The following is a 26,879-nucleotide window of genomic DNA, read 5'->3' as shown; positions in this document are numbered from 1 at the left end:
TTCGAGCGCCCCATGAACCCCATGACCTGGCAAACCTACCTTCCGGATTTCTGGGCCGCCCTGGCGCAGACCCTCTACATGATCGCCATCGCGGGCCCCTGCATCATCGTGGCTGGCCTCACGGTTGGCACCACGCTGTACCTGATCGCGCCACAATCCATTTCACCGAGACCTGCGCTGTATTACCTGCTGACCACCGCCGTCAACGTCGGTCGCTCCATTCCGTTCCTGATTCTGATCGTGCTGCTGATCCCCGTCACCCGCGCCACCGTGGGCACAACGCTTGGGCCGGTGGCGGCCATCATTCCACTGGTACTGGGTTTCACGCCGTTCTTCTCAAGGCTCGTGGAGTCGGTGCTGCGGGAGATTGATCAGGGCCGAATCGAGGCCGCACGTTCCATGGGCGTGACCCGCTTTCAGCTGATTTTCCGGGTGCTGCTGCCCGAGTCTTTCTCAGGATTGCTCAACGCCATGACCATCATTCTGGTGGGCACCGTGGAAGGCACCGCAGTGGCGGGCGCCGTGGGTGCAGGCGGCGTCGGGGATTTCGCCATCGAGTTTGGCTACCAGCGTTTCTACGGCGAGCTGATGTTCATCTCGGTGTTTTCGATGGTCATCATCGTCCAGTTCATCCAGATCACCGGCGACGTGTGGATTCGTGCCCGTAGCCACAAGCGATAGCCGCAAACACTCATCGGCAGGTCGCCAGGCCTGCTGCCCCGCTCAACCTTGTCGAAGAGAAATCATGGAAAACACACGCGCCACATCCAGACGCACGGTGGCATTGGCCGCCGCCTTTACCGCGATCGCTGCCAGTATTGCGATGGTCATTCCGGCCTTCATGGGCGCTACTGCGTCGGCCAGCGAGGTGACGGCCACCGCCAACAAGGGCACGACCGTCCCAGACACGCCGCTGAAGATTTACGCGACGGCTTCGCCTCAGGGCGACATTGTGCGTTTCGTACAGAAACTCGCGGACGCTGACGGTTCCGGGCTGAAGCTCAAGCTGACCACCAGCGGCGGCAGTGGCGCGCTAGACTCGTACGAATTGCTCGCCAGCGGCGACACGGACGTGAACTTCACGGGGCACCAACCCTACGTCAACGCCTGGAAAGCGGCGCACCCCAAGCTCAACAACTTCGATGGCAAAGCGACAGTGCTGCTGAACGCCTTTGGCTTGTACTCGGTGAAATACACCAGCCCCAAAGACCTGCCGGACGGCGCGAAAATCCTGGTCCCCAACGAGCAAACCAACCTGCCCCGCTCACTGTTCATTCTTCAGGACTTGGGGCTGATCAAGCTCAATGTGGAAAAGCTCGACAGCTCGCCAGCGGCGATTTCGGTGAGCGAAAAATCGATCATCGACAACCCGCGCCATCTGCAATTGATCCCGACCGACACAGTGTTGCGGGCCAAAGCCTTGCCTGATGCCGATGCCAGCTTCATCAACGGGGACGTTGCCCTGTCGAACGGCGTCGATCCATCACGTGCGCTGGTGCGGGAACACACGGCCGACAACCCGTACGCCAACCTCATCTACGCACGCAACGAGATGCTGGACGATCCTCGACTGACCCTATTGGCGAAGTACCTGACCGGGCCGGAAGTGAAGCAGTTCATCGAGACCAACTACAAAGGCTTCGTAGTGCCCGACCAGAAACTCGTCCGCTGATACGGGACATCTGGCGCCGCTGCTCGTAACGGCGCCATTTGCATCACTCCCCTTTCGCCACGCCACGCTGCGGATCGTTGATCCACTCGCTCCACGACCCCGCATACAGACGTCCCAATGGATAGCCGGCCAGGCACAGCGCAAACAGGTTGTGGCAGGCCGTCACGCCCGAACCGCAGTAGGCGACCAGTTTTTCGGGCGGGCGGCCGTTCAGGGTTTCCGCGAAACGTTGCTTGAGCTGATCGGCAGGCAAAAACCGGCCATCCGGCCCAAGGTTGTCAGTGAACGCTGCGCATTGCGCGCCCGGGATGTGCCCGGCCATAGGGTCGATTGGCTCGACCTCCCCGCGGAAACGCGCCGGGGCACGGGCATCGATCAGGGTCACTTCAGGTTTATCGAGCTTCTTCTGCACATCGGCCGCGCTAAGCACCAGCGCATCGTCAGGCTTGCCTTCGAATCGCCCCTCGACGTGCTGCGGCGGGTCGAGGCTCAACGGCAAGCCCGCCGCGTGCCAGGCCTTGAGGCCACCGTCGAGAATGAACACGCCTTCGCGTTTGCCCAGCCACGCCAGCAGCCACCATGCACGCGCGGCATAGGCGCCTGGGCCGTCGTCGTACAGCACGATGTCGCTGTCATTGTTGACGCCCCAGAAACGCAAACGGTCGATCAGCGTGTTGGGGTCAGGCAATGGGTGTCGACCGGTCACGCCCTTGGTGATCGGGCCGCTCAGGTCATTGAGCAAGTCGGCGTAGGACGAGCCTTCGATATGGCCCTCCGCGTAGCTGCGCTGGCCGTAGTCCAGATCCTCAAGAGAGGAACGGCAATCCAGAATCACAAGGCCGGGCTGTTTTTGGCGTTCGGCCAGTTGTTGCGGGCTGATCAATTGCGCGATGGACATGACGGGCTCCTGCAGACAGTGAAAGTGGCTAAAGCGATAAGACCATTGGATTGAAGGAGACGCTCATGGGGTCGCCTCCTCCAGTGCCTTGTTCAGCGGCACGTAAAATTCGGTGCACAGCGCGTGGACCGCGTCGTGCGCCAGCGGCGTGACGTAGGCCAGTTCCAGCACCAAGACTTGATAGACACCGCGCCGAATGGCGTTTTCGTTCAGGTGCGCGGCGTTTTCCCGCGTTGTGCAAAGAAAACGTACCCAGGACGTCAGGATGATCCAGGCGTTGAGGGTCAAGGATTCGATCTGCACGGTGTCCATTTTCAAGATCCCGGCCTCGACAAAGCCGCCATAAATGGCCATGGCCTTGATCAGACAATGCTGGGAAAACCGGCGATAGCGCGTCGCCAATTCTGGATCGGCGTCGAGCAGGTGCTCAAGGTCGCGGTGCAAGAAACGGTAGCGCCACATCCCGTCGAGGATCGCCATCAGGTAATGGCGCTTGTCTTCGACATCCGGCAAACGCCCTTTCGGCGGGTGCAGAAAACTGTCCACCAGCGTTTCGTACTCGCTGAAGAGCTCGGCGATGATCGCCTGCTTATTGGGGAAGTGGTAGTACAGATTGCCCGGCGAAATTTCCATGTGCGCGGCGATGTGGTTGGTGCTGACACTACGCTCGCCCTGCAGATTGAACAGCTCCAGACTGCTCTGCACGATGCGTTCACGGGTTTTGATGCGTAGGGTTTTGATGCGCGGCGCCATGTTCGACTCGAACGTGTGGTTGTCACAGTGATGTGCTGGATCTTAACGCATGCGGTCGCGACTCGGTGCGTCTTGGCAGCACATCACACGCCCCCGGCGTGAAGAGCACATTCTTCAAACGTGTCCGGACGCGTTCTCCCGCTTGAATTCGTTGAGCGCCGCCACGACCCGTTCTTGCTCGCCTTCGGTCAGTGTCGGATAAATCGGCAGCGACAGAATTCGCTCATGCAAGCGCGCCTTCTCCATGGGAAGGCTCAGTTTCAAGGTCTTGTACGGTGCATGATCAGGAATTGGCAGTGGGTAGTGAATGGCGGCCTGAACACCACGCCGCGCCAAATGCTGTTGCAGGGCGTCGCGCTCAACGCATTCGACCACGAAGAGATGCCAGACATGAGCGTTGCGCTCGCTAACGCCAGGCAGCGTGATCAGCGGGTTGTTGACCCCTCGCAGGTAGCGCTCGGCCACTTTCCGACGACGCTCGGCATCGGCGTCCAGATAAGCCAGTTTGACCGACAGCATCGCGGCCTGGATTTCGTCCAGCCGGCTGTTCACGCCGGGGTAGTCGTGCCGGTATTTGACGCTGGAGCCGTAGTTACCCAATGCCCTGACCAATCGTGCCAGCTCTTCATCCGACGTGACCACGGCGCCACCGTCCCCGAGCGCGCCGAGGTTTTTTCCTGGATAGAAGCTGAAGGCGGCGGCATGCCCCCAGTTACCGGCCTTGCGACCGTTCAACTGAGCACCATGCGCTTGGGCGCAGTCTTCAAGCACCAGCAACCCGTGCCGCTCCGCCAGGGCCATGAGCTGTGGCATCGGCGCCAGTTGGCCGTAGAGATGAACCGGCAGCAGCACGCGTGTTCGAGGAGTGATAGCGGCTTCGACGGCTGCACAATCGAGGTTGTGCGTGGCGGGGTCGATATCGACCAGCACGGGTACGAGCCCGGTTTCGGTCACCGCAGATACCGTGGCAATGAACGTATTGGCAGGGACGAGCACCTCGTCCCCGGTCTTGAGTTTGCCCTGTTGTTTCCAGGCGCGAAGCACCAGTATCAGCGCGTCCAGGCCGTTACCGGTGCCGACAGCGAAGGGGACACCACAGTATTCGGCAAATGCTTTTTCGAACCGGGCCAACTCGGCGCCACCGATGTACCAGCCTGAATCGATGACCCTGGCGCAAGCCGCTTTCAACTCGTCGGCGTATTCATGATTGACCGCTTTCAAATCGAGAAACGGGATATCCATTCACTAACCTCGTGCCGCGGTCAAAAAAGGTCGATACGCATCCGGGGCCATCTCGTCTGAAATCATCTGCTGAAAAGTGGCGTAGTCCCTGACGTAATCGGCCTCATCGTAGAGATTGTCGGCCAGCACCATCAGCACGCAGTCTGGGGAGAAATCGTACATTTCCCGCCAGATGAAGGACTCGATCAGCAGCCCCTGTTGCGGGTGATCAAGACGGATATCGATTTTCTCCGTCCCGTCATCCAGCATGAAACGGCACGAGCCTCGTACGGCCACGGCCACCTGTTTCAGCGACTTGTGGGCGTGAAAGCCACGACGGACCCCCTCCCCGGTTTCGAACATATAGTAGACACGCTTGACCGAGAAGGGGATGTTCTTGCCCTCTTCCAGTGCGATCAATGAGCCGCGCTCATCGCCATGTGTCTGCAACTGCAGGAATTGGATTTTCATAACGTTTTGCTCGCGAACTCGCGCAATCCCTTGCAGCCTGTCGACAACCTGTTGATGTACCGAAGTTGGCTGCCGGAGAGTCGAACTCCGGATCTGGCCGCTTCAACCTTTCGCATTGATGATATTGCCGCGCATCCGCGCAGCCCCTCTGTCGTCCAGGTCCCGGCGCGTGTGCATCGGCTTGAGATCCCCTTGAAGCGTCTCGTTGATCTCATCAATGGCGGTCTTCGTTTGATTGCCGTTCGACTTACCCACCAGATAACGCAGTGACAAACGAAATTGCTCAGACTCGTGCGCAACGGGTCGCGTGCCGTGCAAGGTGCAGTTGTGCCACAACCCGACATAGCCGGGACCGCCCAGCAGGGTGCGATCCTCGCAGCGGATCGCGTTGCCGTGGTCATCGGCGTACATCCATTGATCACCCCCCAACGGCTCAAGGCTGTGCGGAAACAGCGTGGCGCCAAACTGGTGGGAGCCAGGAATCAGGTGCAGTGGCGAATCGTACTCCGTCACGTCATGCAAATAGACATACAGCGTCAGAAACGTAGAGGGGTCCAGTTCGACCCGCCCTTGGGGCCAATCAATGATGTCCTGATGAAAGTCGATGCCGCGAAAATAGGTGATGTCGCGGTAAGGCTTCTTGATGTATGGGCCGAGATTGGCCACGTTCACGTCGCGAATCCGCTCGCGAATCCAGTCTGGCAGCCACGAATCCGGGACGCCACAAACCGCCTTTTTGATCACCACTTCATAATCGTCGCCCAGTAGCTCACTGAGTACGCCCGTCAAGCGCGGGTCCTGCTCGATGAACTGCAACTGCTCATCGAACTGATTCAGAAAATTAAACGCCTTGGTCGGGTTGGCGTTGAAATGGTTTTCCTGGGCCAGATACTCCGCTTCGTCCATGAACAGGCTGCCATCGAACGCACGTGCAGCGACCATGGCGCGGTAGAGCGCCTGGACTTGCTCGACATTCAGCATTTCACCAAACAGGTGGGCGCCTTGTTCAATCAGATTCTTTACGCAGCTTTGCATGATCTACCCGCTAAACGGTCCGCGAACGCACTAAAAGCCTTATCGGCGGAACGGGATTTAAATGAAATCTCGCCCGGAAAAATATTTGGCCGCGTATGTGACCAGAAACGCTGTAATCCTGCCCAAACTCAAGCTCGCAGGCGGCATTTGACTTTGTAGAGCTACAACTCTAGAAACACTCTATAACTTCAAAAGGAACCGCAGCAATGCCTGTCGAACCCGTCCAAAGGCCAACGCTCAAGGCGGCATCCACACCGCCTGATACGCTCGAACGCCTGTTCGACCTGCAACGTCAGGCCTTTGCGGCCAATCCCATGCCGATTGCCGGGCAGCGCCTGCAATGGCTCGACAGCCTGCATCAATTGCTCAGCGACGAACGCCAGGCGTTGATCGAGGCGATCAGCACGGATTTCAGCCATCGCAGCGCTGATGAAACGCTGCTCGCCGAGTTGATGCCGAGCCTACACAACATCCGCTACGCCCGCCGCCACGTGAAGAAATGGATGCGCACGTCTCGACGCAGCGTCGGCATGGCGTTTCAGCCCGCGTCAGCAAAAGTCATCTATCAGCCGTTGGGCGTCGTCGGTGTCATCGTCCCGTGGAACTATCCGTTGTATCTGGCCATTGGCCCCTTGGTCGGCGCGCTGGCGGCAGGTAATCGGGTGATGCTCAAGCTGAGCGAGTCAACGCCTGCGACCGGGGAACTGCTCAAAACGCTGTTCGCCAGGATTTTTCCAGAGGATCTGGTGGCCGTGGTTCTGGGGGAAGCCGAGGTGGGGATAGCGTTTTCGAAGCTGCCTTTTGATCATTTATTGTTCACCGGGGCCACTAGCATTGGACGGCACGTGATGCGCGCCGCCGCTGAAAACCTGACGCCCGTTACGCTGGAACTGGGCGGGAAGTCTCCGGCCATCGTTTCGCAGGACGTGCCGATCATGGACGCCGCCGAGCGAATCGCGTTTGGCAAGACCATGAACGCCGGACAGACCTGCGTGGCGCCTGACTACGTGCTGGTACCCGCGAACCGGATCGATGAGTTCGTCGGCGCCTACCGTCAGGCCGTCAAACGGTTTTATCCGACACTGGCGGACAATCCGGACTACACCGCCATTATCAATCCACGGCAAATGGCACGGCTGAACGGTTACATCGCCGACGCCAGCAGCAAAGGTGCGCAGATCATCTCGTTGTATGAGCAGGGCCAAGGGCGACGTATGCCTTTCAGTCTGCTGCTCGACGTCAACGACGACATGCGGGTGATGCAGGACGAGATCTTCGGCCCTTTGCTGCCCATCGTGCCGTATGAGCGCATCGAACAAGCGTTCGACTACATCAATCGCCGGCCTCGGCCGCTGGCCCTTTACTACTTTGGGTACGACAAGGCCGAGCAGAATCGGGTGCTGGAGCAGACTCATTCCGGCGGAGTCTGTCTGAACGACACGCTGCTCCACGTTGCGCAGGACGATTTGCCTTTCGGTGGTATAGGCCCCTCCGGCATGGGCCATTACCACGGCCACGAAGGTTTTCTGACATTCAGCAAGGCCAAAGGTGTGTTCATCAAACAGCGTTTCAACGCAGCACGGCTGATTTATCCGCCTTACGGGAAAGCGATTCAGAAATTGATCTACAAGCTGTTCATTCGGTAGGCCGCAGCCATGCACGGGGTTGGTGGCGTCGCGGAATGTCGGCACGCCCGCGATTCCTGTGGAAACGCCCGCGACTTGGCCGCCTCGCCCCGCTGCGCTACCATCCGAATCCCTTCGGACTCCGACCAGGACGACGCGATGAACCGAGTGTTGTACCCAGGCACCTTCGACCCTATCACCAAGGGTCATGGCGATCTGGTCGAGCGCGCATCGCGCATGTTCGACCAAGTGGTCATTGCCATAGCCGCCAGCCCCAAGAAAAACCCGCTGTTTTCGCTGGAGCAACGCGTCGAGCTTGCGCGCGAGGCGACCAAGCACCTGCACAACGTCGAAGTGGTGGGTTTCTCGACCCTGCTGGCGCATTTCGCCCAGGAACAGAACGCCAACATCCTGCTGCGTGGCCTGCGTGCTGTCTCCGATTTTGAATATGAATTCCAGCTGGCGAACATGAACAAACAACTTGCGCCGGACGTCGAGAGTCTTTTTCTCACGCCGTCCGAACGCTATTCGTTCATTTCATCTACGCTGGTCAGGGAAATTGCTGCATTGGGGGGAGACATCACCAAGTTCGTGCATCCGGCTGTCGCCCAGGCGCTCAAGGAGAGGTTTCAGCCGGGTACGTGAGCTATGTTCAGGTGCATACCGAGCGCTAATGCGGCACAATTCGCCGCATTAGTTTAGTTATGCCCCGGCATTGGCCGCGGCTGGAGTTTCCATGTCCCTGATCATCACCGACGATTGCATCAATTGCGACGTCTGCGAACCCGAGTGCCCGAACGAAGCGATTTCCCAGGGTGAAGAGATCTACGTGATCAACCCGAACCTGTGCACCGAATGTGTTGGCCACTATGACGAGCCGCAGTGCCAGCAAGTTTGCCCCGTGGATTGCATCCCACTGGATGAAAACCACGTCGAGAGCAAAGACGAGCTGATGGCCAAGTACCAGTTGATTACCAGCAAGGCATAAACGAAGGCATATCCTGTCGGCATACGCGCTTTCGCCGAAGACACTGGCTGTAATGCCTGTTGACCTGAGCGAGCGAGATACGCATGACATTGAAGCTTACGTGGATACCGTCCTCGTTTGGCGCCACACTTTTTCTGTGCGCCCTCTCGGCTCACGGCAGCCCTGACCATCCCCGGCAGGCCGCCATTGCCAGCCCACACCCCATCGCCACCGCCGCCGGCCGAGAAATCCTGGTCGATGGCGGCAACGCGTTCGACGCCGCCGTTGCCATCAGCGCCACCCTCGCCGTGGTTGAGCCTTACGGTTCTGGATTGGGGGGCGGCGGTTTCTTTTTGCTCCGCCAGGCCGGAGAGCCGGTGCAGTACCAGTTTCTCGATGCGCGAGAAAAAGCGCCCTTGAAGTCCAGACTCAAGATGTTCACCCGCAACGGCATCGTGCAGCCGGACTTGTCCCTGAACGGCCCGCTGGCGGCTGCCATTCCGGGTTTGCCCGCCGCGCTGGTCGAACTCGCAGAACGTTATGGGCGACTGCCCCTCAGCATTTCCATGGCACCCGCCATTCGCATCGCCTATCGCGGGTTCAAGGTGGATGAGATCTATCGTGAACGCGCCAGTTGGCGACTCTTCGCGTTGCGGGCCAACAAAGAGAGCGCCCGGTTGTTCTTGCGCAACAACGATGTGCCGGACCTGGGCGAAGTCATCAAGCAACCGGAATTGGCCCAAACTCTCGACCGCCTGGCTGATAAAGGCCGCGCTGGTTTCTACAGCGGTCTGACGGCGCAATCGATGGTCAATGGCAATCGGGCGGCAGGCGGAATCTGGAATTACCACGACTTCGAAGAGTACGACGTCGTCACCCGCACGCCGCTACGCTTTCAACTGGCGGATCAGCGCGAATTGATCAGCGCCCCGCCCCCATCGGCGGGCGGCATCGCGCTGGCGCAGAGCCTGTACATGCTGCAACAGCTGCCGTGGCGCGAATCCGAAAAGGTGCAACGCGCCCATTACGTCGTCGAAGTGTTGCGCCGCGCTTACCGTGATCGGGTGTTGTTTGGCGACCCCGACTTTGTACCCAATCCCATTGCCCAAGTGCTGGCGCCTGATTATCTGCTCCAGCTCTCGACTAGCGTTGACCCTCACATGGCGACGCCGAACACTGCGTTGCCACCGGCGCCCCGCTGGCGGGAAGGCGACAACACCAGCCATTTCTCAGTGCTCGACGACGAAGGCAATGCCGTTGCGGCAACGCTGTCTCTGAACCTTCCGTTCGGCTCGACGTTTACGGTGCCCGGCACCGGCGTGATCCTCAACGACGAAATGGACGATTTCGCTGTCGATCCCAAAGGCAGCAACACGTACGGATTGGTGGGCAGTCAGGCCAACATCATCGAACCGGGCAAACGGCCGCTGTCGAGCATGAGCCCCAGTTTCATCGAAAGCCCGCATACCTTCACCGCTTTCGGCACTCCGGGAGGAAGCCGGATCCCGAGCATTGTGCTGCTGTCGATGCTGGAATACCTGGACGACCGGCCAGTGGCCCAATGGGTGTCGGCGCCGCGTTACCACCATCAGTACATGCCGGATGTGATGGAGTACGAGCCGGGGGCGTTTACCGCCGAAGAATTGAGTGACCTGCGCGAACGAGGCTACAAGCTCAGGGAAACGAAGCGCGATTTCGGTAACCAGCAAGTGCTGCTGTGGCACAAGAACAGCGCCAACGTCGAAGCCGCGAGCGATCCTCGCGGCGTAGGGATTTCAGCGATTTTCAGGCCCGATGCACCGCTGAGTCTGGTGCGGACCTGCGCGGATCAGTCGTGTTTGCCGTAGCCGCTGGTGGTGCAGCCGAGGCAGCGAACGAAGGCGGCCTTGCCGGGATCGACCACGAGAGCCTTGCCGGTGGCACCCAAATTGCCGCCTGCCGCCGCGAATGGCGAGGCCACGACAAACAGCGCCGCACCCGCGACCGTGGCGACGATCAGCAGCGGGCGGGCGATCAACAGGTCGCCGATCATGGCGTACGCCGGTGGGTTCTGGATTTCATAAACGGGGTCGCCGCTGCCTGAGGCTTCGACCTGCGCCATCGCCGGGGTCATCTGCAAGCCGAAAAACAAGGCCAGGGTGGCAGCGAGAATGCGAAACGGGCTCATGGCGTGATCCTTCAGGCACAGCGGAAAAGTGATGCTGCTCACTATAAACAGGGATTGGGGTTAAGCAAGGGGGCCATGCAGACCCTGCCCACAATTTCCGTCTCGTTTTACTTCTGACATTTCGGGCAAAACACGCTCGCCCGTTGCCCCAGCTTCACCTCGCGCATGATCGTCCCGCAGACCTTGCACGGCTCCTCGCCTCGGCCATAGGCGAACAACTCCTGCTGGAAATACCCCGGCTGCCCATCGCCGCCAATGAAGTCCCGCAACGTGGTGCCGCCGCGTTCGATGGCCGCCGCGAGAATGCGCTTGATCTCAATCGCCAGCTTTATATAGCGGGCCTTTGAAATACTCTTGGCCTCACGGCGCGGATCGATGCCCGCCGCAAATAAGGCTTCGGTCGCATAGATATTCCCCACGCCCACCACCACGGCGTTGTCCATGATGAACGGCTTGACCGCCATCGAACGGCCACGCGACAGCTCATACAACCGCAGCCCGTCGAACAGATCGGTCAACGGCTCAGGCCCCAGCCGAATCAACAACTCATGGTTGTGTGGGTCGAGGCTCCACAGCATCGCGCCGAAACGCCGCGGGTCGGTGTAACGCAGCGCCAGCCCCGACTCCAGCTCGATGTCCACATGCTCATGCTTGAGGGCAGGCAACCCCGCCTCGACCAGCCGCAAATTCCCGGACATGCCCAAATGGCTGATCAACGTGCCGACTTCGGCCTGGATCAGCAGGTATTTGGCGCGTCGCTCGACCACCACGATCTTCTGGCCAGACAACCGTACGTCCAGGTCTTCTGGAATCGGCCAGCGCAGGCGGCGATCACGCACGATCACGCGGCTGACGCGCTGGCCTTCGAGATGGGGCGCGATGCCCCGACGAGTGGTTTCGACTTCAGGTAATTCAGGCATGGGGCGGCTCGATGGCGGGTGAAACGCGAGCGCGCAAACTCAGTGTGCGCTCAGTTCTCGGATACTTTCTTTGAGGTTTTCGAAGTCGTAGTCGGACAGGCCAACGTAATCCAGAACCAGGTGACCAATGCTGTTCCACTCATGGTCCACCGCCTGATTACCCAACACCCGATGCGATGAGCAAATGTGTTCGGCCATTTTCAGGATCGCCAGCAGGTTCTTCAGCGGCGCGTTACGGCCCGACTCTTCCTGGAAAATCGCCAATGCATTGTGGTGGTTAGCGATGGCATTGCTCACATGTTCAGGTAAACGCCAGGATTTGGCCGTGAAATAGCCGACAACCGCATGGTTCGTGTTGAGAATGTGATTTTCCGTATCCACCACGCGCCGGTCCGGCCCCGCCTTGGCGTAAGCCTCTTCCAGCACATTCATGTACTCGGGGAAGCGCTTGAGCATCAGTGGCACACCGCAGTCGTGAAACAGACCGAGCGCGTAGGATTCGTCCACAGTTTGCGAGCCGATTCGCTTGGCCAGCGTCAGACTGGTCATCGCGACGTCTTGGGCGGTGTCCCAGAAACGATTGAGCACCACGATCGTCTCGTCGGTCATCTCGCCCTTGATCGACTGCGCGTTGATCAGGTTGATCACCGAGCGGCTCCCCAGCAGGTTCACTGCACGCTGAATCGACGCGATTTTGTTCGCGAGACCGTAGTGAGGCGAGTTGACGATCTTTAGCAAGGCGCCGGAGAGCCCCGGGTCCTGTGCGATCAACCGGGCGATCACACCCAGATCAGGGTCGGGCATGTACTGCTCCATCTGCAAATCGACCATGATTTGCGGCTGGGGCGGCACGCTGATGCCTTGCAACGCCTGCTGAATCTGCTCGGAAGTAAGCTCTTGGGACATAAGTACACACTCAAGGTCAGGGGGCGATTCTAACCCTTACCGCCCATGCTTCGACAACCGTTGAAACACTCTTCGGTCCCGACAGACCGCCTACAGGTAAATTCACCCGAGCGAGCGCGCAGCGGTATAATCCCGCTCTTTTTTCCCCGGAGCGACGTCATGTCCCTGCCTAGCTTGCGCCTCAAGCCCAACGCCGACCGTCGCCTGCGCGCCGGTCATTTGTGGATTTACAGCAACGAAATCGACGTTGCCGCCACCCCGCTCAATGGCTTCGCTCCAGGCGCTCAAGCCATTCTTGAGGCGGCAGGCGGCAAGCCGCTCGGCATCGTGGCCATGAGCCCGAACAACCTGATCTGCGCGCGACTGCTGTCTCGCGATATCAAGTTGCCACTGGATAAATCCCTGCTGGTGCACCGCCTGAACGTCTGCCTGTCCCTGCGCGAGCGCCTGTTCGACAAGCCGTTCTATCGCTTGGTCTACGGCGACTCCGACCTGCTGCCAGGCTTGGTGGTTGACCGTTTCGGCGACATTCTGGTGGTGCAATTGGCATCGGCCACCATGGAGCAACACAAGGACGACGTGCTGGCTGCGCTGATTCAAGTGATCAAGCCGAGCGGCATTCTGCTGAAAAACGATTCGGCCGCCCGTGACGCCGAAGGCCTGAACCGCTATGTAGAAACGGCGTTCGGGCTGGTACCGGAGTGGGTCGCGCTGGAAGAAAACGGCGTGAAATTCGAAGCGCCGGTGATGGAAGGCCAGAAAACCGGCTGGTTCTACGACCACCGCATGAACCGCGCGCGCCTGGCGCCGTACGTCAAAGGCAAGCGCGTGCTGGATTTGTTCAGTTACATCGGCGGCTGGGGCGTGCAAGCGGGTGCGTTCGGCGCCAGCGAAGTGTTTTGCGTCGACGCGTCGGGCTTCGCCCTCGATGGCGTTGAGCGCAACGCTGGCTTGAACGGCTTTGCCGAGAAAGTCACCTGCATCGAAGGCGATGTGTTCGAAGCCCTTAAAGAGCTGAAAAACGCTGAAGAGCGCTTCGACGTGATCGTGGCCGACCCGCCCGCCTTTATCAAACGCAAGAAAGACCTCAAAAACGGCGAAGGCGCCTACCGCCGCCTGAACGAACAGGCCATGCGCCTGCTCAGCAAAGACGGCATCCTCGTCAGCGCCTCCTGTTCGATGCACCTGCCGGAAGACGACCTGCAGAACATCCTTCTGACCAGCGCCCGCCACCTTGACCGCAACATCCAGCTGCTGGAACGCGGCGGCCAAGGCCCGGATCACCCGGTCCACCCGGCGATCCCGGAAACACGGTATATCAAGAGCATCACCTGCCGGTTGTTGCCGAACAGCTGAGTAAGCGGCGTCTGACATGACGCTATCGCGAGCAAGCTCACTCCTACCGGGTTAGCGTAAGACCTGTAGGAGTGAGCTTGCTCGCGATCTGGTGTCACAGCCACACAGCGTCCCAAAGCGGATAATCGCCTAGTTTTTTCACCAGCCCGGCACGCAGTGGGTTGGCGACGACGTACCTCGCCATCTTCACAATATCGTCGTCTCGTCGAAGGGCACGGTCATGAAAGCCTCTTTGCCAAAGCTGCTGATGCTCCCCCCTCGCGCGATTGACCGCGCGAGCACTGCACGACTTGATTCGTTGAACGAGCGACGTTAGCTGGCTGTCTTTCAATTCAAACAGCCAGTGAATGTGGTCAGGCATTACGACCCAAGCCAATGAGTTTGCGGCGCCGGATTCGTGAGCCATGCGCAGTTCGCTTACAACCAACCGTCCTAAACGCCAATCGTTGAACACAGGATTACGGTGTTGAGTGACCGAGGTGATGAGGTAGATTCTTCCTGATTCGGAGTATCGACCATTGCGTAGAGATTTATAACGTGGGAGATCCGACATTCCTTTACCTCATCCAAAACCGTATGAATCAGGTTAGGAGGCGCACGTCACCCCTTCCCATATTAGAAAGTCAGAATGTGTCTGTTGAAATGCCATCGCGAGCAAGCTCACTCCTACAGGGTTACCACAGGACGCTTACGATGCTTCGATCCCAACCATTCCATCCCGCGGTCAGGGGTGTAGAATCGCCCTATTCATCGCCAATCATCCCCCGGCGGGTTTATGAGCTCCGGTCGAGCGCGCAGTGATCCTGTGACGTCGCCGACCTCATCCGTAACGGCAGCGACCTGTCGCCGTTGCAATGGACCAAGAGAAGCTCACTCCCTTACTGAACCTGATTAGCCGCCCGGAGTGCTCCAATGCCTGATTACCGCTCGAAAACGTCTACCCACGGCCGCAACATGGCCGGCGCGCGTGCCTTGTGGCGTGCGACGGGGATGAAAGACGAAGACTTCAAGAAACCGATCATCGCCATCGCCAACTCCTTCACCCAGTTCGTTCCGGGCCACGTGCACCTGAAAGACCTGGGTCAACTGGTTGCCCGCGAGATCGAGAAAGCCGGCGGCGTGGCCAAGGAATTCAACACCATCGCGGTCGATGACGGCATTGCCATGGGCCACGACGGCATGCTGTATTCGCTGCCAAGCCGCGAGATCATCGCCGACTCGGTCGAGTACATGGTCAACGCCCACTGCGCCGACGCCATTGTCTGCATCTCGAACTGCGACAAGATCACCCCCGGCATGCTGATGGCTGCCCTGCGGCTGAATATCCCGGTGATCTTCGTGTCCGGCGGCCCGATGGAAGCTGGCAAGACCAAACTCGCCAGCCACGGTCTGGACCTGGTTGACGCGATGGTCATCGCCGCCGACTCCAGCGCCTCCGACGAGAAAGTCGCCGAATACGAGCGCAGTGCGTGCCCGACCTGCGGTTCGTGCTCCGGCATGTTCACCGCCAACTCGATGAACTGCCTGACCGAAGCCCTAGGCCTCGCCCTGCCAGGCAACGGTTCGACCCTGGCCACTCACAGCGACCGCGAGCAGCTGTTCCTGCAGGCTGGCCGCACCATCGTCGAGCTGTGCAAAACCTACTACCGCGACAACGATGACTCGGTACTGCCGCGCAACATCGCCAATTTCAAAGCGTTCGAAAACGCCATGACGCTGGACATCGCGATGGGGGGCTCGACGAACACCATCCTGCACTTGCTGGCCGCCGCTCAAGAAGCCGAAATCGCCTTCGACCTGCGCGACATCGATCGCCTGTCGCGCAAAGTGCCGCAACTGTGCAAAGTGGCGCCGAACATCCAGAAGTACCACATGGAAGACGTGCATCGCGCTGGCGGTATTTTCAGCATCCTGGGTTCGCTGGCCCGTGGCGGACTGCTGCACACCGACCTGCCGACCGTGCACTCCAAGTCGATGGAAGAAGCCATCGCCAAGTGGGACATCACCCAGACCGACGACGAAGCGGTCCATCACTTCTTCAAGGCCGGTCCTGCTGGCATCCCGACGCAAACCGCGTTCAGCCAGTCCACTCGCTGGGAAACCCTGGACGACGACCGCGAGAACGGCTGCATCCGCAGTGTTGAGCACGCCTACTCGCAAGAAGGCGGCCTGGCTGTGCTGTACGGCAACATCGCGCTGGACGGCTGCGTGGTGAAAACCGCCGGTGTGGATGAGTCGATCCACGTGTTCGAAGGCAACGCGAAGATTTTCGAAAGCCAGGACAGCGCCGTGCGCGGCATCCTCGCCGACGAAGTGAAGGCTGGCGACATCGTGATCATCCGTTACGAAGGCCCGAAAGGCGGCCCGGGCATGCAGGAAATGCTGTACCCGACGTCGTACCTGAAATCCAAAGGCCTGGGCAAAGCCTGTGCACTGCTGACCGACGGCCGTTTCTCTGGCGGGACTTCCGGTCTGTCCATCGGCCACGCTTCGCCGGAAGCGGCGGCGGGTGGCGCGATTGGTCTGGTGCGTGATGGCGACAAAGTGCTGATCGACATCCCGAACCGTGGGATCAATCTGTTGATCTCCGACGAAGAAATGGCGTCCCGTCGTGCCGAGCAAGATAAGAAAGGCTGGAAACCGGTCGAAGCGCGTCCGCGCAAAGTGACCACCGCCCTCAAGGCCTACGCCCTGCTGGCGACCAGTGCCGACAAAGGCGCCGTGCGTGACAAGGCGCTGCTGGACAAGCTGGTGCCGTGATCGGCGGCTGACGTTGCGAATGAAAAAACCCGGCAGCGATGCCGGGTTTTTTGCTTTATGGGTATGGTGCTTCGTAGGAGCGCGCTTGCCCGCGATTGCCGTCTGTCTCTACCAAATGTGCCTACTGACACCACGCCATCGCGGGCAAGCGCGCTCCTACAGCGTCACCGACGCCGATCGCCTTACTGAATCTCATCCGGCTTGACGATCACCCAGTTCTTGTCCGCCGTTACGGGCAACCCTTCCTTGGCCTGTGCCTCGGCGTTGGACTTCATCATGCCGTTGAGCTGGGTCATGTATTTGTCCTTGCGGTTGACCCACAAGTGCACGCCGCCCTTGGCCACGTCGACGCTGTGAAACAGCATGTAGCCGTCGCTGCTCGGGGTGTCGCCGCCCACCAGCACCGGTTTTTTCCACTGATCGATGTAGGTCAGGATCGCCGCCTGCTTACCCGCCATCCAGGTCGCGGGGGTCCACAGATAAGGCGTCAGCTCAAGATTGAGGTTGGCCTTTTCGTCGTACTTGCCTGCCGTGATCTGCTTGCGTGCGGTGGTCAGCTCGCCGGTCTCGCGGTTTTTCAGCAGCGTGGTCACGCCGATGACGTTCTGCGGTTTGACGTTATAGCCGTACTTCGGATCGGCCGCGACCATGCGCACCAGTTCCTCGGACGCAGCGGTCATCACGTAGACCTCGATGCCGTTCTCCATCAGCTTGTTGTACAGCTCGGCCTGGCCCGTGAAGACCTTCGGCGGCTGCACTTCTATGGTCTTGACCACATCGCCTTCGTAATAGGTGCTCGGTACCGGCTTGCCCGAGGCCATCAGCTCATCGACGTAGCCTTTGAGCTCTTTGAGCGTGAAGCCGGAGAACACCTGCGCGACCCATGGATAGCAGACCATGTCGTCGATTTCGCAGAGGCGATAGTAGTAGCTGAACAGGCTTTCCTTGTGTTCAGCGGTGTCCTTGAACGGGATCAGCTTGAGGGAAGGGTCGAGCTTTTCGCGGGTCAGCAGACCTTTGTTTTCCAGATACGGCAGCAGCGACTCTTCCAGGTCGTAGCGGTAGCTGGTGTTGTCCATGTCGAACACCGCGAAATTACCCTTGTTGGCATTCGCCGCGATCATGGCATCCAGCTGTTTGGCCGCTGGCTCCGGCCAGTGCTTCAATTCCGTCGAAAACGCCTGACCGGCAAGGCCCAGACAGACCGCAACGGCCAACAATTTTGGTGCGAGCTTCATAACGGTATCCTCCCCTTTATAAATTCGAGGCTGGACCGTAACAAAAAGTAATGACTGTTTTAATGCGTCAGCGACGGTGCGCGTTCTGATGGCGTCATGTTCATTGCCGATCACGACAGATGACGCAAAAGCGACATATTTGTTACAAGCCTGTGGCAATGGCGACGTAAACCTGTGAGCTCATTCATTCGCGAATCGGCGTGCAGGTAGGCACATCTTTGTCGCCTGATCCATTTTTCGCGAATGAATTCGCTCCCACAGTTTGGATGAGGGGCAGGCGCAGGATTTGTTCTACCTTCGCTCCCACACCTCAAAGCTGTACGCAGGCATGTCATCCACCGCCGGGTTCTCAGTGTTGGAAACCAACTGCCACTGCGCCTGATCGAACTCGGGGAACCACGCATCCCCTTCAGGGCTCAATGCCACGCGAGTCAGGTACAGACGATCTGCCTGCGCCAGCCCTTGCTCATACAGCTGCGCGCCGCCAATCAACATGACTTCGCTCACACCCTGCTCGGTCGCCCACGCTTCGGCACGCTCAACGGCGGCGTCCAGTGAGGTAAACACTTCGGCGCCTTCCAATTGAAGGTCCGCCTGGCGAGTCACCACGATGTTCAACCGGCCTGGCAACGGACGGCCCAGCGAATCCCAGGTCTTGCGCCCCATGATGATCGGCTTGCCCAGCGTGGTGGCCTTGAAATATTTGAAATCCCCCGGCAAATGCCAGGGCATGGAATTGTCGACGCCGATGACCCGGTTTTCACCGAGGGCGGCAATCAGGCTGAGGGGGAGATGTTTTTTCATGGCGGCGAGGATAGCAGTACCCATGCACACACGCATGCAGGTATGCACGGATGCATAAGATGCGATCGGTTGTAGGAGTGAGCTTGCTCGCGACAGCGGTTGTCCTAAGTTGCAACTGCTTGACTGCGCGAGTCAGCCTCAGCGGTTATGCTCACTTCTGATTTCACCAACGAGACGCCGTGTGACTGCACTGACCCCACTCGATGAACTCTGGCTGACCGAAGCGGTGCGCCTGCGCGAGCAACACGCAGGCCCGCTTGATGACGACGAAGCCAATCGCCGCGCCCGCGTGACAGGGGGCGACTTGTTGACCCGCATCAAACACCGAGCCCGCTGGCTGGCCGAGCGCGACGGCATGCTCGCAGCGCTGCGCCACTGGAAACAGGGCGCGCGGCTGTCGCTGATCGTGTTGGCCATTTTCGCGGTGATCAGCGGGGCCGGCCTGGCGTTCGCAGCGCTGGGCAACGGCCAAGCCCCAGTCAACGTGTTCTGGGCCCTGGGCAGTTTGTTGGGCGTGAACCTGATTCTGTTGATCAGCTGGCTGCTGGGCCTGTTGTTCGCCGGGGAAAGCGCGGCCAGCCTTGGAAGGCTGTGGTGGTGGCTCAGCGAAAAACTCGCCCGCGATGCTCAAGCAGCGCAACTGGCCCCCGCCCTGATCCTGCTATTGCAACGCAAACGACTGAATCGCTGGCTGCTTGGCGCCTGTGTCAACGGGCTCTGGCTGCTGGCCCTGCTCAGCGCTCTCACCTTGCTGCTGTTGCTGATGGCCACCCGGCGCTACGGGTTTGTCTGGGAAACCACGATTCTCGGCAGCGATACGTTCGTCAATCTCACTCAAAGTCTCGGTACGCTGCCGTCGCTGCTGGGCTTCAGCGTGCCGACCGAAGACATGATCCGTGCCAGCGGCGACAACGTGCTGATGATCGAGAACGCCCGACAGGCCTGGGCAGCTTGGCTGGTGGGCGTTCTCGTCGTGTACGGCATTGCCCCTCGTCTACTGCTGGCCCTGTTCTGCTATGGCCGCTGGCGTGCAGGCCGCAAGCAATTGGCGCTGGACCTGAGCGAGCCTGGCTTCGTCGAGCTACGCGAACGCTTGATGCCGAGCAGCGAGCGGCTGGGGATCAACGACGCCGCGCCCGCCTCGTTGCACTCGGTGCAACCCGGCCCTTCGGTCACTGACAGCGAGGGCGCGTTGCTGGTCGCCATCGAGCTGGATGATCAACGCGTCTGGCCGCCGACGCTGCCCGGAAACGTGGCCGACGCAGGCATCCTCGACAGCCGCGAATCCCGCCGTAATCTGCTTGACCAACTGACCCGCTACCCGCCCGCACGCCTCGTGATTGCCTGCGACCCCCGCCGCTCGCCTGATCGCGGCAGTCTTGCGCTTATCGCCGAAATGGCACGCTGCGCGACAGCCACGCGGGTCTGGCTGCTGCCCCCGCCCGACGGTGAAGCGCTGGACGCCGACCGGTTGGACGACTGGCACGTCGCGCTGGGACCGTTGGAGCTGACGTGGACCGACAGCGCGCCACTGAATTGGCTGGAGACCGGACATGACTGAAGGATCAAAAGCGCGCCCGCTGAAACTGGCCGTCGTCGGGCACACCAACGTCGGCAAGACTTCACTGCTGCGGACCCTGACCCGCGACGTCGGCTTTGGCGAGGTATCCCACCGCCCCAGCACGACGCGGCACGTGGAAGGGGCGCGCTTGTCGGTGGACGGCGAAGCGTTGCTGGAACTGTACGACACACCTGGCCTGGAAGACGCCATCGCCCTGCTCGACTTTCTGGAGCGCCTGGATCGTCCTGGCGAGCGCCTCGACGGCCCTGCGCGATTGGCCCGATTTCTCGAAGGGAGCGAAGCCCGACAGCGCTTCGAACAGGAAGCCAAGGTGTTGCGCCAGTTGCTGGCGTCGGACGCGGGGCTTTACGTGATCGACGCTCGCGAACCGGTCCTCGCTAAGTATCGTGATGAACTGGCAGTCCTGGCCAGTTGCGGCAAACCGCTGTTGCCGGTGCTGAATTTCGTCAGCAGTTCGCAGCATCGTGAGCTGGATTGGCGCGAAGCTCTTGCTCGGCTGGGCCTTCATGCTTTGGTGCGTTTCGACAGCGTGGCGCCCCCGGAAGACGGCGAGCGGCGGCTGTATGAAAGCCTGGCTCTGCTGCTGGAAAATTCGCGCCCACAACTGGAGCGGCTGATCACTGATCAGCAGGCTCAACGCGAGCTTCGTCGCCACAGCGCCGCACGTCTGATCGCCGAGTTATTGATCGACTGCGCGGCCTGTCGGCGCAGCGTCTCGACAGAGGCCGATCACGTGCAGGCCGCCATTGACGACCTTCGCCAGTCAGTCCGCCAGCGCGAGCAACGATGTGTCGAGGCGCTGCTGAAGCTTTATGCGTTTCGTCGCGAAGATGCGTTGGCCAGCGATCTACCGTTGCTGGACGGACGCTGGGGCGATGACCTGTTCAACCCGGAAACCCTGAAGCTGTTGGGCGTGCGGGTTGGCAGTGGCATCGCGGCCGGTGCAGCGGCGGGCGCAGGCGTAGACCTGCTGGTCGGGGGCATCACCCTGGGTGCGGCGGCGTTGGTCGGAGCGATTGCCGGAGGCGCCCTGCAGACGGCGCGCAGTTATGGCGGGCGCTTGCTCGGCAAACTGAAGGGCCAACGTGAATTGACGGTAGATGACGCGGTGCTGCGACTGCTGGCCCTGCGTCAACGGCAACTGCTGCTGGCGCTGGAGGCGCGGGGCCACGCAGCGATGGACAGCATCAGACTGGATGCGCCGCAGGACAAATCCTGGCGCGAACGCAAACTGCCAGACGCGCTGCGCAAAGCACGGGCGCACCCGCAATGGTCGTCGCTGAATCCGCATGCGAAGCTGAATCAGGCGGAGCGGCAGGAGCAGGTTGAAGGCCTAGCCGAAATAGTAATTCGCTGACCCAACCTGTTGAGAACGGGTGCACGGGGTCCTGTCGTCACCGAAACCCTGTGGGAGCGAATTCATTCGCGAAAAATCTTACATCCGATACATATCTCGCGGATGTACCGGCCAATCGCGAATGAATTCGCTCCTAGAGAAAGCCGCGTCACTCACTCAAGCATTAACCAGCAGCGCCAGCGCCTTTTCCTTCAAAATTTTCAGATCGATCACCGGCACATTCATCTCTTTCGCCCTCTCGTCCCACTGCCGCATCCGTAGGCTCACACCACACAACGGGTCTTGTTCGAAGGCGGTCGCCTCGGCCTCGCTCATCACGCCACCTTGGTATTCCAGCGTGCGGCGGCTCGCTTCGCTGAGTTGCGCGTAATAGCCGGGTTGGCGCAACGTCAGGTAGCGCTTGGCTTGAACATGGTATTCCACCAGCTTGGCAACGCGCTCGCTGAACCCGCATTTGCGCAGGTAATCGGCGCCAACACGCTCATGACTCGCCACGCCATAGCCGCCCATGCTCGACGCGTCCAGATCGTGATCGCAGATGTGGCCAATGTCGTGAAAGAACGCCGCCAGCACCACTTCGTCGTCGTACCCCTCACCCAGCGCCAGTTGCGCAGATTGGGACATGTGCTCAATCTGCGACACCGGTTCGCCGATGTAATCGTCGCTGCCCCGTTGCAGGTACAGATCAAAGACCTCGTTGACCACGTGCTGTGCCTGTTGCATGAGCCCTCCTCGATTCAGCCTCGTTCGCTTGACCACCCACGCTACCCGCGCTGTGTTGCCGAGTCGTGGCAACGGCGCGATTTGCCGACAGTCGCGCCGATCAAATTGCGATAGGGGAAATGCCCGCGGCCCGGTATGATCGCGCGCCCGATACACCCGGAACCCCACGCTCATGAAGCCCACTTTGATCGCCGCCGCCGAAATCGACCGTCTCGAAACCTGGCAGAAATATTCCAGCCACATGTGCGGAGGCTGTGTGTCCAGCTGCTGCACCCTGCCTGTGGAAGCGAAGATCAAGGACCTGATCCGCATCGGCATCGTGGACGAGTTCGAGCAGGGCGATAACCCGAAGAACATCGCCAAGCGTTTGCAGAAGGAAGGCATTGTCGAGCGCTTCAACCAGAAGTCGGGGATCTTCACGTTGCAGCGCATGAGCAACAACGACTGCTTGTATCTGGATCGCAAGAGCCGACTGTGCACCATCTACGACAAGCGTCCCGATACTTGCCGCAATCATCCACGCATCGGCCCGCGCCCTGGTTATTGCGCGTACAAGCCGAAAGAAGTCGTGCGCGAAAAGAGCGGCACGCTGAGCTCGAACTCAGGTCGGGTGCCGTTGAAGTTCTAATCCACAGGCGCCCGGTAACCCCTGTGGGAGCGAATTCATTCGCGAAAAATCGTACAGCCAATGAAGATGTGTCGGCTGTTGCGGCCCTTCGCGAATGAATTCGCTCCCACAGTTAGAGTTTTCAATTTCAACGTGTACATAAACAAAAACGCCCCCGGCCTTTCGACCGGGGGCGTTTTCGTTCAGCCGGGGCTAGTTACACCTTGGCTTTCTTGGCAGCGCGGGTACGCTCGCTTTCGTCCAGGATCTTCTTGCGAAGACGGATGGACTTCGGCGTGACTTCGCACAGCTCGTCTTCCTGGATGTATTCCAGAGCCTGTTCCAGGGTGAAGCGAACAGGTGGGACCAGAGCGATGGTTTCGTCTTTACCCGAAGCACGCATGTTGTCGAGCTTCTTGCCCTTGGTAGGGTTGACACCCAGGTCGTTGTCGCGGCTGTTCTGGCCGACGATCTGACCGTTGTAGATCTCTTGACCGTGTTCTACGAACAGCTTGCCACGAGCCTGCAGCGTTTCCAGGGAGTAGGTCAGCGCCTTGCCGGTTTCAACCGAAACCAGAACGCCGTTCTGACGGCCGGACATGTGGCCCGACTTCACTGGAGCGTAACGGTCGAAGATCGAGGTCAGGATGCCAGCACCGTTGGTCAGGGTCAGGAACTGGTTACGGAAACCGATCAGACCGCGAGCAGGGATGTTGTATTCCAGACGAACACGGCCCTTGCCATCCGGCACCATGTTGCTCAGGTCGCCTTTACGCAGACCCATTTCTTCCATGACCTTGCCCTGGGATTCTTCAGGGATGTCGATGGTGACGTTTTCGAACGGTTCCTGCTTCACGCCGTCGATTTCACGGATGATCACTTCAGGACGGCCCAGGGCCAGCTCGAAGCCTTCGCGACGCATGGTTTCGATCAGAACCGAGAGGTGCAGCTCACCACGGCCGGAAACCTTGAACTTGTCAGCCGAGTCGCCTTCTTCAACGCGCAGTGCAACGTTGTACAGCAGCTCTTTGTCCAGACGGTCCTTGATGTTACGGGACGTCACGAACTTGCCTTCTTTACCGCAGAATGGCGAGTCGTTGACCTGGAAGGTCATGGAAACGGTTGGCTCGTCGACGGTCAACGGCTTCATCGCTTCAACGGCAGTCGGGTCGCACAGGGTGTCGGAGATGAACAGCTCTTCGAAGCCGCTGATGCAGACGATGTCGCCGGCCGCTGCTTCTTCGACGTCGACGCGGTGCAGACCGTGGTGACCCATCAGCTTCAGGATACGACCGTTGCGACGCTTGCCATCAGCGCTGATCGCCACAACCGGGGTGTTCGGCTTGACGCGACCACGCGCGATACGGCCAACACCGATGACGCCCAGGAAGCTGTTGTAGTCCAGTGCCGAGATTTGCATCTGGAAAGCGCCATCACGGTCAACTTTCGGAGCAGGCACGTGATCGACGACCGCCTGGTACAGCGGGGTCATGTCTTCGGCCATGTCGGTGTGGTCCAGACCGGCGATGCCGTTGATGGCCGAAGCGTAAACAACCTGGAAGTCCAGTTGTTCTTCGGTCGCACCCAGGTTGTCGAACAGGTCGAAAATCTGGTCCAGAACCCAATCCGGACGCGCGCCCGGACGGTCGATCTTGTTGATCACCACGATTGGACGCAGGCCGGCTTCGAACGCCTTCTTGGTCACGAAACGGGTTTGCGGCATAGGGCCGTCTTGAGCGTCGACCAGCAGCAGAACGGAGTCAACCATCGACATCACGCGCTCTACTTCACCGCCGAAGTCGGCGTGGCCCGGGGTGTCCACGATGTTGATGTGGTAGCCATTCCAGTTGATCGCGGTGTTCTTCGCGAGAATGGTAATACCGCGCTCTTTCTCCTGGTCGTTGGAGTCCATCACGCGTTCGTCGTTGAGCTCGTTGCGCTCAAGGGTGCCGGACTGGCGCAGAAGCTTGTCAACGAGGGTAGTTTTACCGTGGTCAACGTGAGCAATGATGGCGATGTTGCGTAGATTTTCGATCACTTGTGTATCTCGATCAGAGGATTCGGTCAGCTGAATAATCTTAGACAGCTATGAACAATGGAGCCGGCGAAAGCCGTTACGGCTGACGACTGGTGTCGGGGGGCCGGTGACGCAAGCCACAGGCAAACAGCCCCGGGCACTTAGCTCGGTCGATAAACGCGCACATTGGCATGCCCCTCACTGAGCAGATGATGAGCATGCAGGCGACTCATGACGCCTTTGTCGCAATAAAGCAGGTACTGGCGCGTGTCATCCAGTTCCTTGAAACGGCTGTTCAATGCAAAGAACGGCAACGTTTGTACTTCGACGCCTGACAGGTCCAGCGGGCGATCCTCGGCTTCATCCGGATGCCGAATGTCGATGACCACTTGCCCGGCCAGCGCCTGACTGACTTCTTCGACCTGGACGTCCTGGCCCAATTCCTCGATCACACGATCGATGGGCACCAGACGGGCGTTTTCGAGCGCACGCTCAAGCACGGCCATGTCGAACTCTTTTTCTTCATGCTCGACGCGGTGGCGTTTGGCCGCAGTCTTTGGATTGACCGAGATCACACCGCAGTATTCAGGCATGTGCCGGGCAAAATCGCCGGTGCCGATCTGATCGGCCTGGTCGATGATGTCCTGCTTGTGACTGGCGATCAGCGGGCGCAAGACCAGCTTTTCCGTCACGCAATCGATGACCGACAGGTTGGGCAGCGTCTGGCTGGACACCTGGGAAATCGCTTCGCCGGTCACCAGCGCGTCGATTTCCAGCCTGTCGGCAATGTTGGTCGCAGCGCGCAACATCATACGCTTCAATACTACGCCCATATGACTGTTATCGACTTTTCCGAGAATTTCTCCCAGAACTTCCTCGAACGGTACGCTGACGAACAGCACCCGCTGCGAGCTGCCGTACTTCTTCCAGAGGAAGTGCGCGACTTCCATCACGCCCAGCTCGTGCGCCCTGCCGCCGAGATTGAAGAAGCAGAAATGGCTCATCAAGCCGCGACGCATGATCTGGTAGGCCGCCACGGTGGAATCGAAACCACCGGACATCAGCACCAGCGTTTGTTCAAGCGAGCCCAGCGGATAACCGCCGATGCTGTCGTGCTGGCTGTGGATCACGAACAGGCGCTGATCACGAATCTCGATCCGGACCTCGACCTCGGGCGCCTTGAGCGAGATACCGGCGGCATTACATTCACGACGCAGCTTGCTGCCGACGTACTTCTCGACGTCCATCGAACTGAAGTCATGGTGACCGGCGCGCTTGCAGCGCACCGAAAAAATCTTGCCGGGCAAGGCGTCACCGAAGTGCAGTTTGCACTTCTCGTAGATGTCATCCATGTCGCCCAGCGGGTACTGATCGACCTGCAGGAAATGTGCGATGCCCGGCATGCAGCTTAGGCGCTCGGTCATTTCCTGCAAGACTTTCGCATCTTCGACCTTGGTTTCGACCTCAAGGTTGTCCCACACGCCATCCACCACCAGCGCCGGGTCCAGATCACGGAGCACGGTACGGATGTTCTTGGCCAGCTGCTTGATGAAGCGCTTACGCACAGGCCGGCTTTTGATGGTGATTTCCGGGAAAACTTTAACGATTAGTTTCATGAAAACAGCGCGCAAGGAGCCGGTCGAAAAAGGGGGGCGCGGATTATAGCGGAAATTGCTCAAGGTTTAACCAGTTATCGTATAGCCGATCATCAGCGCACCAAAATAGGACTGTATACAATCCTAGAGCACCATAAGGGTGCGCTGTTTTTCACAAATGCGACGTTTAACGCGCCAAAATCCG

General features: G+C 59.6%; 25 protein-coding genes. 11 read left to right on the top strand and 14 right to left on the bottom strand.

Annotated elements, in window-relative coordinates; all coding sequences use genetic code 11:
- Positions 1-12 precede the first annotated feature (12 nt).
- The gene (locus ACWKWE_RS24600) at positions 13-681 is read left to right on the top strand and encodes a methionine ABC transporter permease (RefSeq protein WP_166595776.1); all 669 of its coding nucleotides are present in this window, start codon (positions 13-15) and stop codon (positions 679-681) included.
- A 64-nt stretch (positions 682-745) separates the two neighbouring features.
- Complete coding sequence (locus tag ACWKWE_RS24595) at positions 746-1,672, top strand: MetQ/NlpA family ABC transporter substrate-binding protein (protein WP_166595777.1); 927 nt, start codon at positions 746-748, stop codon at positions 1,670-1,672.
- Positions 1,673-1,715: 43 nt separating this feature from the next.
- On the opposite strand, the gene ACWKWE_RS24590 is transcribed toward ACWKWE_RS24595, so the two are convergent.
- The 5 genes from ACWKWE_RS24590 to ACWKWE_RS24570 all read right to left on the bottom strand — a co-directional run bounded on the left by ACWKWE_RS24590 (position 1,716) and on the right by ACWKWE_RS24570 (position 6,050).
- Positions 1,716-2,570 (bottom strand): sulfurtransferase, encoded by an 855-nt coding sequence (locus ACWKWE_RS24590; RefSeq protein ID WP_483851973.1) that lies wholly within the window; start codon positions 2,568-2,570, stop codon positions 1,716-1,718.
- Between the two features lie 63 nt (positions 2,571-2,633).
- Positions 2,634-3,323 (bottom strand): TetR/AcrR family transcriptional regulator, encoded by a 690-nt coding sequence (locus tag ACWKWE_RS24585; protein WP_166595779.1) that lies wholly within the window; start codon positions 3,321-3,323, stop codon positions 2,634-2,636.
- A 114-nt stretch (positions 3,324-3,437) separates the two neighbouring features.
- The gene (locus tag ACWKWE_RS24580; protein ID WP_483851972.1) at positions 3,438-4,565 is read right to left on the bottom strand and encodes a DegT/DnrJ/EryC1/StrS family aminotransferase; all 1,128 of its coding nucleotides are present in this window, start codon (positions 4,563-4,565) and stop codon (positions 3,438-3,440) included.
- A gap of 3 nt (positions 4,566-4,568) precedes the next feature.
- Positions 4,569-5,015, bottom strand: a complete 447-nt coding sequence (locus ACWKWE_RS24575) for a sugar 3,4-ketoisomerase (RefSeq protein ID WP_483851971.1) — start codon at positions 5,013-5,015, stop codon at positions 4,569-4,571.
- Positions 5,016-5,117: 102 nt separating this feature from the next.
- Entirely contained in the window at positions 5,118-6,050 is a 933-nt protein-coding gene (locus ACWKWE_RS24570; protein ID WP_483851970.1) for a phytanoyl-CoA dioxygenase family protein, read from the bottom strand.
- Between the two features lie 206 nt (positions 6,051-6,256).
- On the opposite strand from ACWKWE_RS24570, the gene ACWKWE_RS24565 reads away from it, so the two are divergent.
- The 4 genes from ACWKWE_RS24565 to ggt all read left to right on the top strand — a co-directional run bounded on the left by ACWKWE_RS24565 (position 6,257) and on the right by ggt (position 10,489).
- On the top strand, positions 6,257-7,696 hold the full coding sequence (locus ACWKWE_RS24565) for a coniferyl aldehyde dehydrogenase (protein ID WP_483851969.1): 1,440 nt from the start codon (positions 6,257-6,259) through the stop codon (positions 7,694-7,696).
- Between the two features lie 138 nt (positions 7,697-7,834).
- Entirely contained in the window at positions 7,835-8,320 is a 486-nt protein-coding gene (gene coaD / locus ACWKWE_RS24560; RefSeq protein ID WP_166595785.1) for a pantetheine-phosphate adenylyltransferase, read from the top strand.
- A gap of 91 nt (positions 8,321-8,411) precedes the next feature.
- Positions 8,412-8,663, top strand: a complete 252-nt coding sequence (locus tag ACWKWE_RS24555) for a YfhL family 4Fe-4S dicluster ferredoxin (RefSeq protein WP_074752410.1) — start codon at positions 8,412-8,414, stop codon at positions 8,661-8,663.
- Between the two features lie 83 nt (positions 8,664-8,746).
- Positions 8,747-10,489, top strand: a complete 1,743-nt coding sequence (gene ggt, locus ACWKWE_RS24550; RefSeq protein ID WP_166595786.1) for a gamma-glutamyltransferase — start codon at positions 8,747-8,749, stop codon at positions 10,487-10,489.
- Here the strand turns inward: ggt and ACWKWE_RS24545 are convergent.
- From ACWKWE_RS24545 to ACWKWE_RS24535, 3 genes are all read right to left on the bottom strand, one after another.
- Positions 10,471-10,809 (bottom strand): multidrug transporter, encoded by a 339-nt coding sequence (locus ACWKWE_RS24545; protein WP_166595787.1) that lies wholly within the window; start codon positions 10,807-10,809, stop codon positions 10,471-10,473. The genes ggt and ACWKWE_RS24545 overlap by 19 nt on opposite strands.
- A gap of 107 nt (positions 10,810-10,916) precedes the next feature.
- Positions 10,917-11,729, bottom strand: a complete 813-nt coding sequence (mutM, locus tag ACWKWE_RS24540) for a bifunctional DNA-formamidopyrimidine glycosylase/DNA-(apurinic or apyrimidinic site) lyase (protein WP_166595788.1) — start codon at positions 11,727-11,729, stop codon at positions 10,917-10,919.
- A 39-nt stretch (positions 11,730-11,768) separates the two neighbouring features.
- Positions 11,769-12,581, bottom strand: a complete 813-nt coding sequence (locus tag ACWKWE_RS24535; protein ID WP_166595895.1) for an HDOD domain-containing protein — start codon at positions 12,579-12,581, stop codon at positions 11,769-11,771.
- Between the two features lie 213 nt (positions 12,582-12,794).
- On the opposite strand from ACWKWE_RS24535, the gene ACWKWE_RS24530 reads away from it, so the two are divergent.
- The gene (locus tag ACWKWE_RS24530) at positions 12,795-13,991 is read left to right on the top strand and encodes a class I SAM-dependent rRNA methyltransferase (RefSeq protein WP_166595789.1); all 1,197 of its coding nucleotides are present in this window, start codon (positions 12,795-12,797) and stop codon (positions 13,989-13,991) included.
- Positions 13,992-14,085: 94 nt separating this feature from the next.
- Here ACWKWE_RS24530 and ACWKWE_RS24525 read toward each other — a convergent pair whose 3' ends face one another.
- Entirely contained in the window at positions 14,086-14,544 is a 459-nt protein-coding gene (locus ACWKWE_RS24525; protein ID WP_483851968.1) for an REP-associated tyrosine transposase, read from the bottom strand.
- A 359-nt stretch (positions 14,545-14,903) separates the two neighbouring features.
- Between ACWKWE_RS24525 and ilvD the strand changes: the two genes are divergently transcribed.
- On the top strand, positions 14,904-16,751 hold the full coding sequence (gene ilvD, locus ACWKWE_RS24520; RefSeq protein WP_483851967.1) for a dihydroxy-acid dehydratase: 1,848 nt from the start codon (positions 14,904-14,906) through the stop codon (positions 16,749-16,751).
- 182 nt (positions 16,752-16,933) lie between these two features.
- Here ilvD and ACWKWE_RS24515 read toward each other — a convergent pair whose 3' ends face one another.
- Together ACWKWE_RS24515 and ACWKWE_RS24510 are read right to left on the bottom strand one after the other, a co-directional pair.
- Complete coding sequence (locus ACWKWE_RS24515; RefSeq protein ID WP_483851966.1) at positions 16,934-17,989, bottom strand: HAD family hydrolase; 1,056 nt, start codon at positions 17,987-17,989, stop codon at positions 16,934-16,936.
- Between the two features lie 291 nt (positions 17,990-18,280).
- Positions 18,281-18,793 carry a dihydrofolate reductase gene (locus tag ACWKWE_RS24510; protein WP_483852081.1) on the bottom strand — a complete coding sequence of 171 codons (513 nt, stop codon included), beginning with the start codon at positions 18,791-18,793 and terminating at the stop codon, positions 18,281-18,283.
- A 181-nt stretch (positions 18,794-18,974) separates the two neighbouring features.
- On the opposite strand from ACWKWE_RS24510, the gene ACWKWE_RS24505 reads away from it, so the two are divergent.
- Complete coding sequence (locus ACWKWE_RS24505) at positions 18,975-20,354, top strand: DUF2868 domain-containing protein (RefSeq protein WP_483851965.1); 1,380 nt, start codon at positions 18,975-18,977, stop codon at positions 20,352-20,354.
- Positions 20,347-21,732, top strand: coding sequence for a DUF3482 domain-containing protein (locus tag ACWKWE_RS24500; protein ID WP_483851964.1), 1,386 nt, complete (start codon positions 20,347-20,349; stop codon positions 21,730-21,732). Before ACWKWE_RS24505 ends, ACWKWE_RS24500 begins: the two co-directional genes overlap by 8 nt.
- A 156-nt stretch (positions 21,733-21,888) precedes the next feature.
- Here ACWKWE_RS24500 and ACWKWE_RS24495 read toward each other — a convergent pair whose 3' ends face one another.
- Positions 21,889-22,455 (bottom strand): phosphonate degradation HD-domain oxygenase, encoded by a 567-nt coding sequence (locus ACWKWE_RS24495; RefSeq protein ID WP_166595796.1) that lies wholly within the window; start codon positions 22,453-22,455, stop codon positions 21,889-21,891.
- Positions 22,456-22,627: 172 nt separating this feature from the next.
- Between ACWKWE_RS24495 and ACWKWE_RS24490 the strand changes: the two genes are divergently transcribed.
- A complete protein-coding gene (locus ACWKWE_RS24490; RefSeq protein ID WP_166595797.1) occupies positions 22,628-23,083 on the top strand; it encodes a YkgJ family cysteine cluster protein in 456 nt (151 codons plus the stop codon).
- A 196-nt stretch (positions 23,084-23,279) separates the two neighbouring features.
- Here the strand turns inward: ACWKWE_RS24490 and typA are convergent, their stop codons facing one another.
- Both typA and thiI read right to left on the bottom strand, forming a co-directional pair.
- Positions 23,280-25,100 carry a translational GTPase TypA gene (gene typA, locus ACWKWE_RS24485; RefSeq protein ID WP_166595798.1) on the bottom strand — a complete coding sequence of 607 codons (1,821 nt, stop codon included), beginning with the start codon at positions 25,098-25,100 and terminating at the stop codon, positions 23,280-23,282.
- Positions 25,101-25,240: 140 nt separating this feature from the next.
- A complete protein-coding gene (thiI, locus tag ACWKWE_RS24480) occupies positions 25,241-26,695 on the bottom strand; it encodes a tRNA uracil 4-sulfurtransferase ThiI (RefSeq protein ID WP_166595799.1) in 1,455 nt (484 codons plus the stop codon).
- Positions 26,696-26,879 lie beyond the last annotated feature (184 nt).

It is taken from the genome of Pseudomonas salicis (genome assembly GCF_057128705.1).
This window is presented reverse-complemented; position numbering and strand designations above follow the sequence as displayed.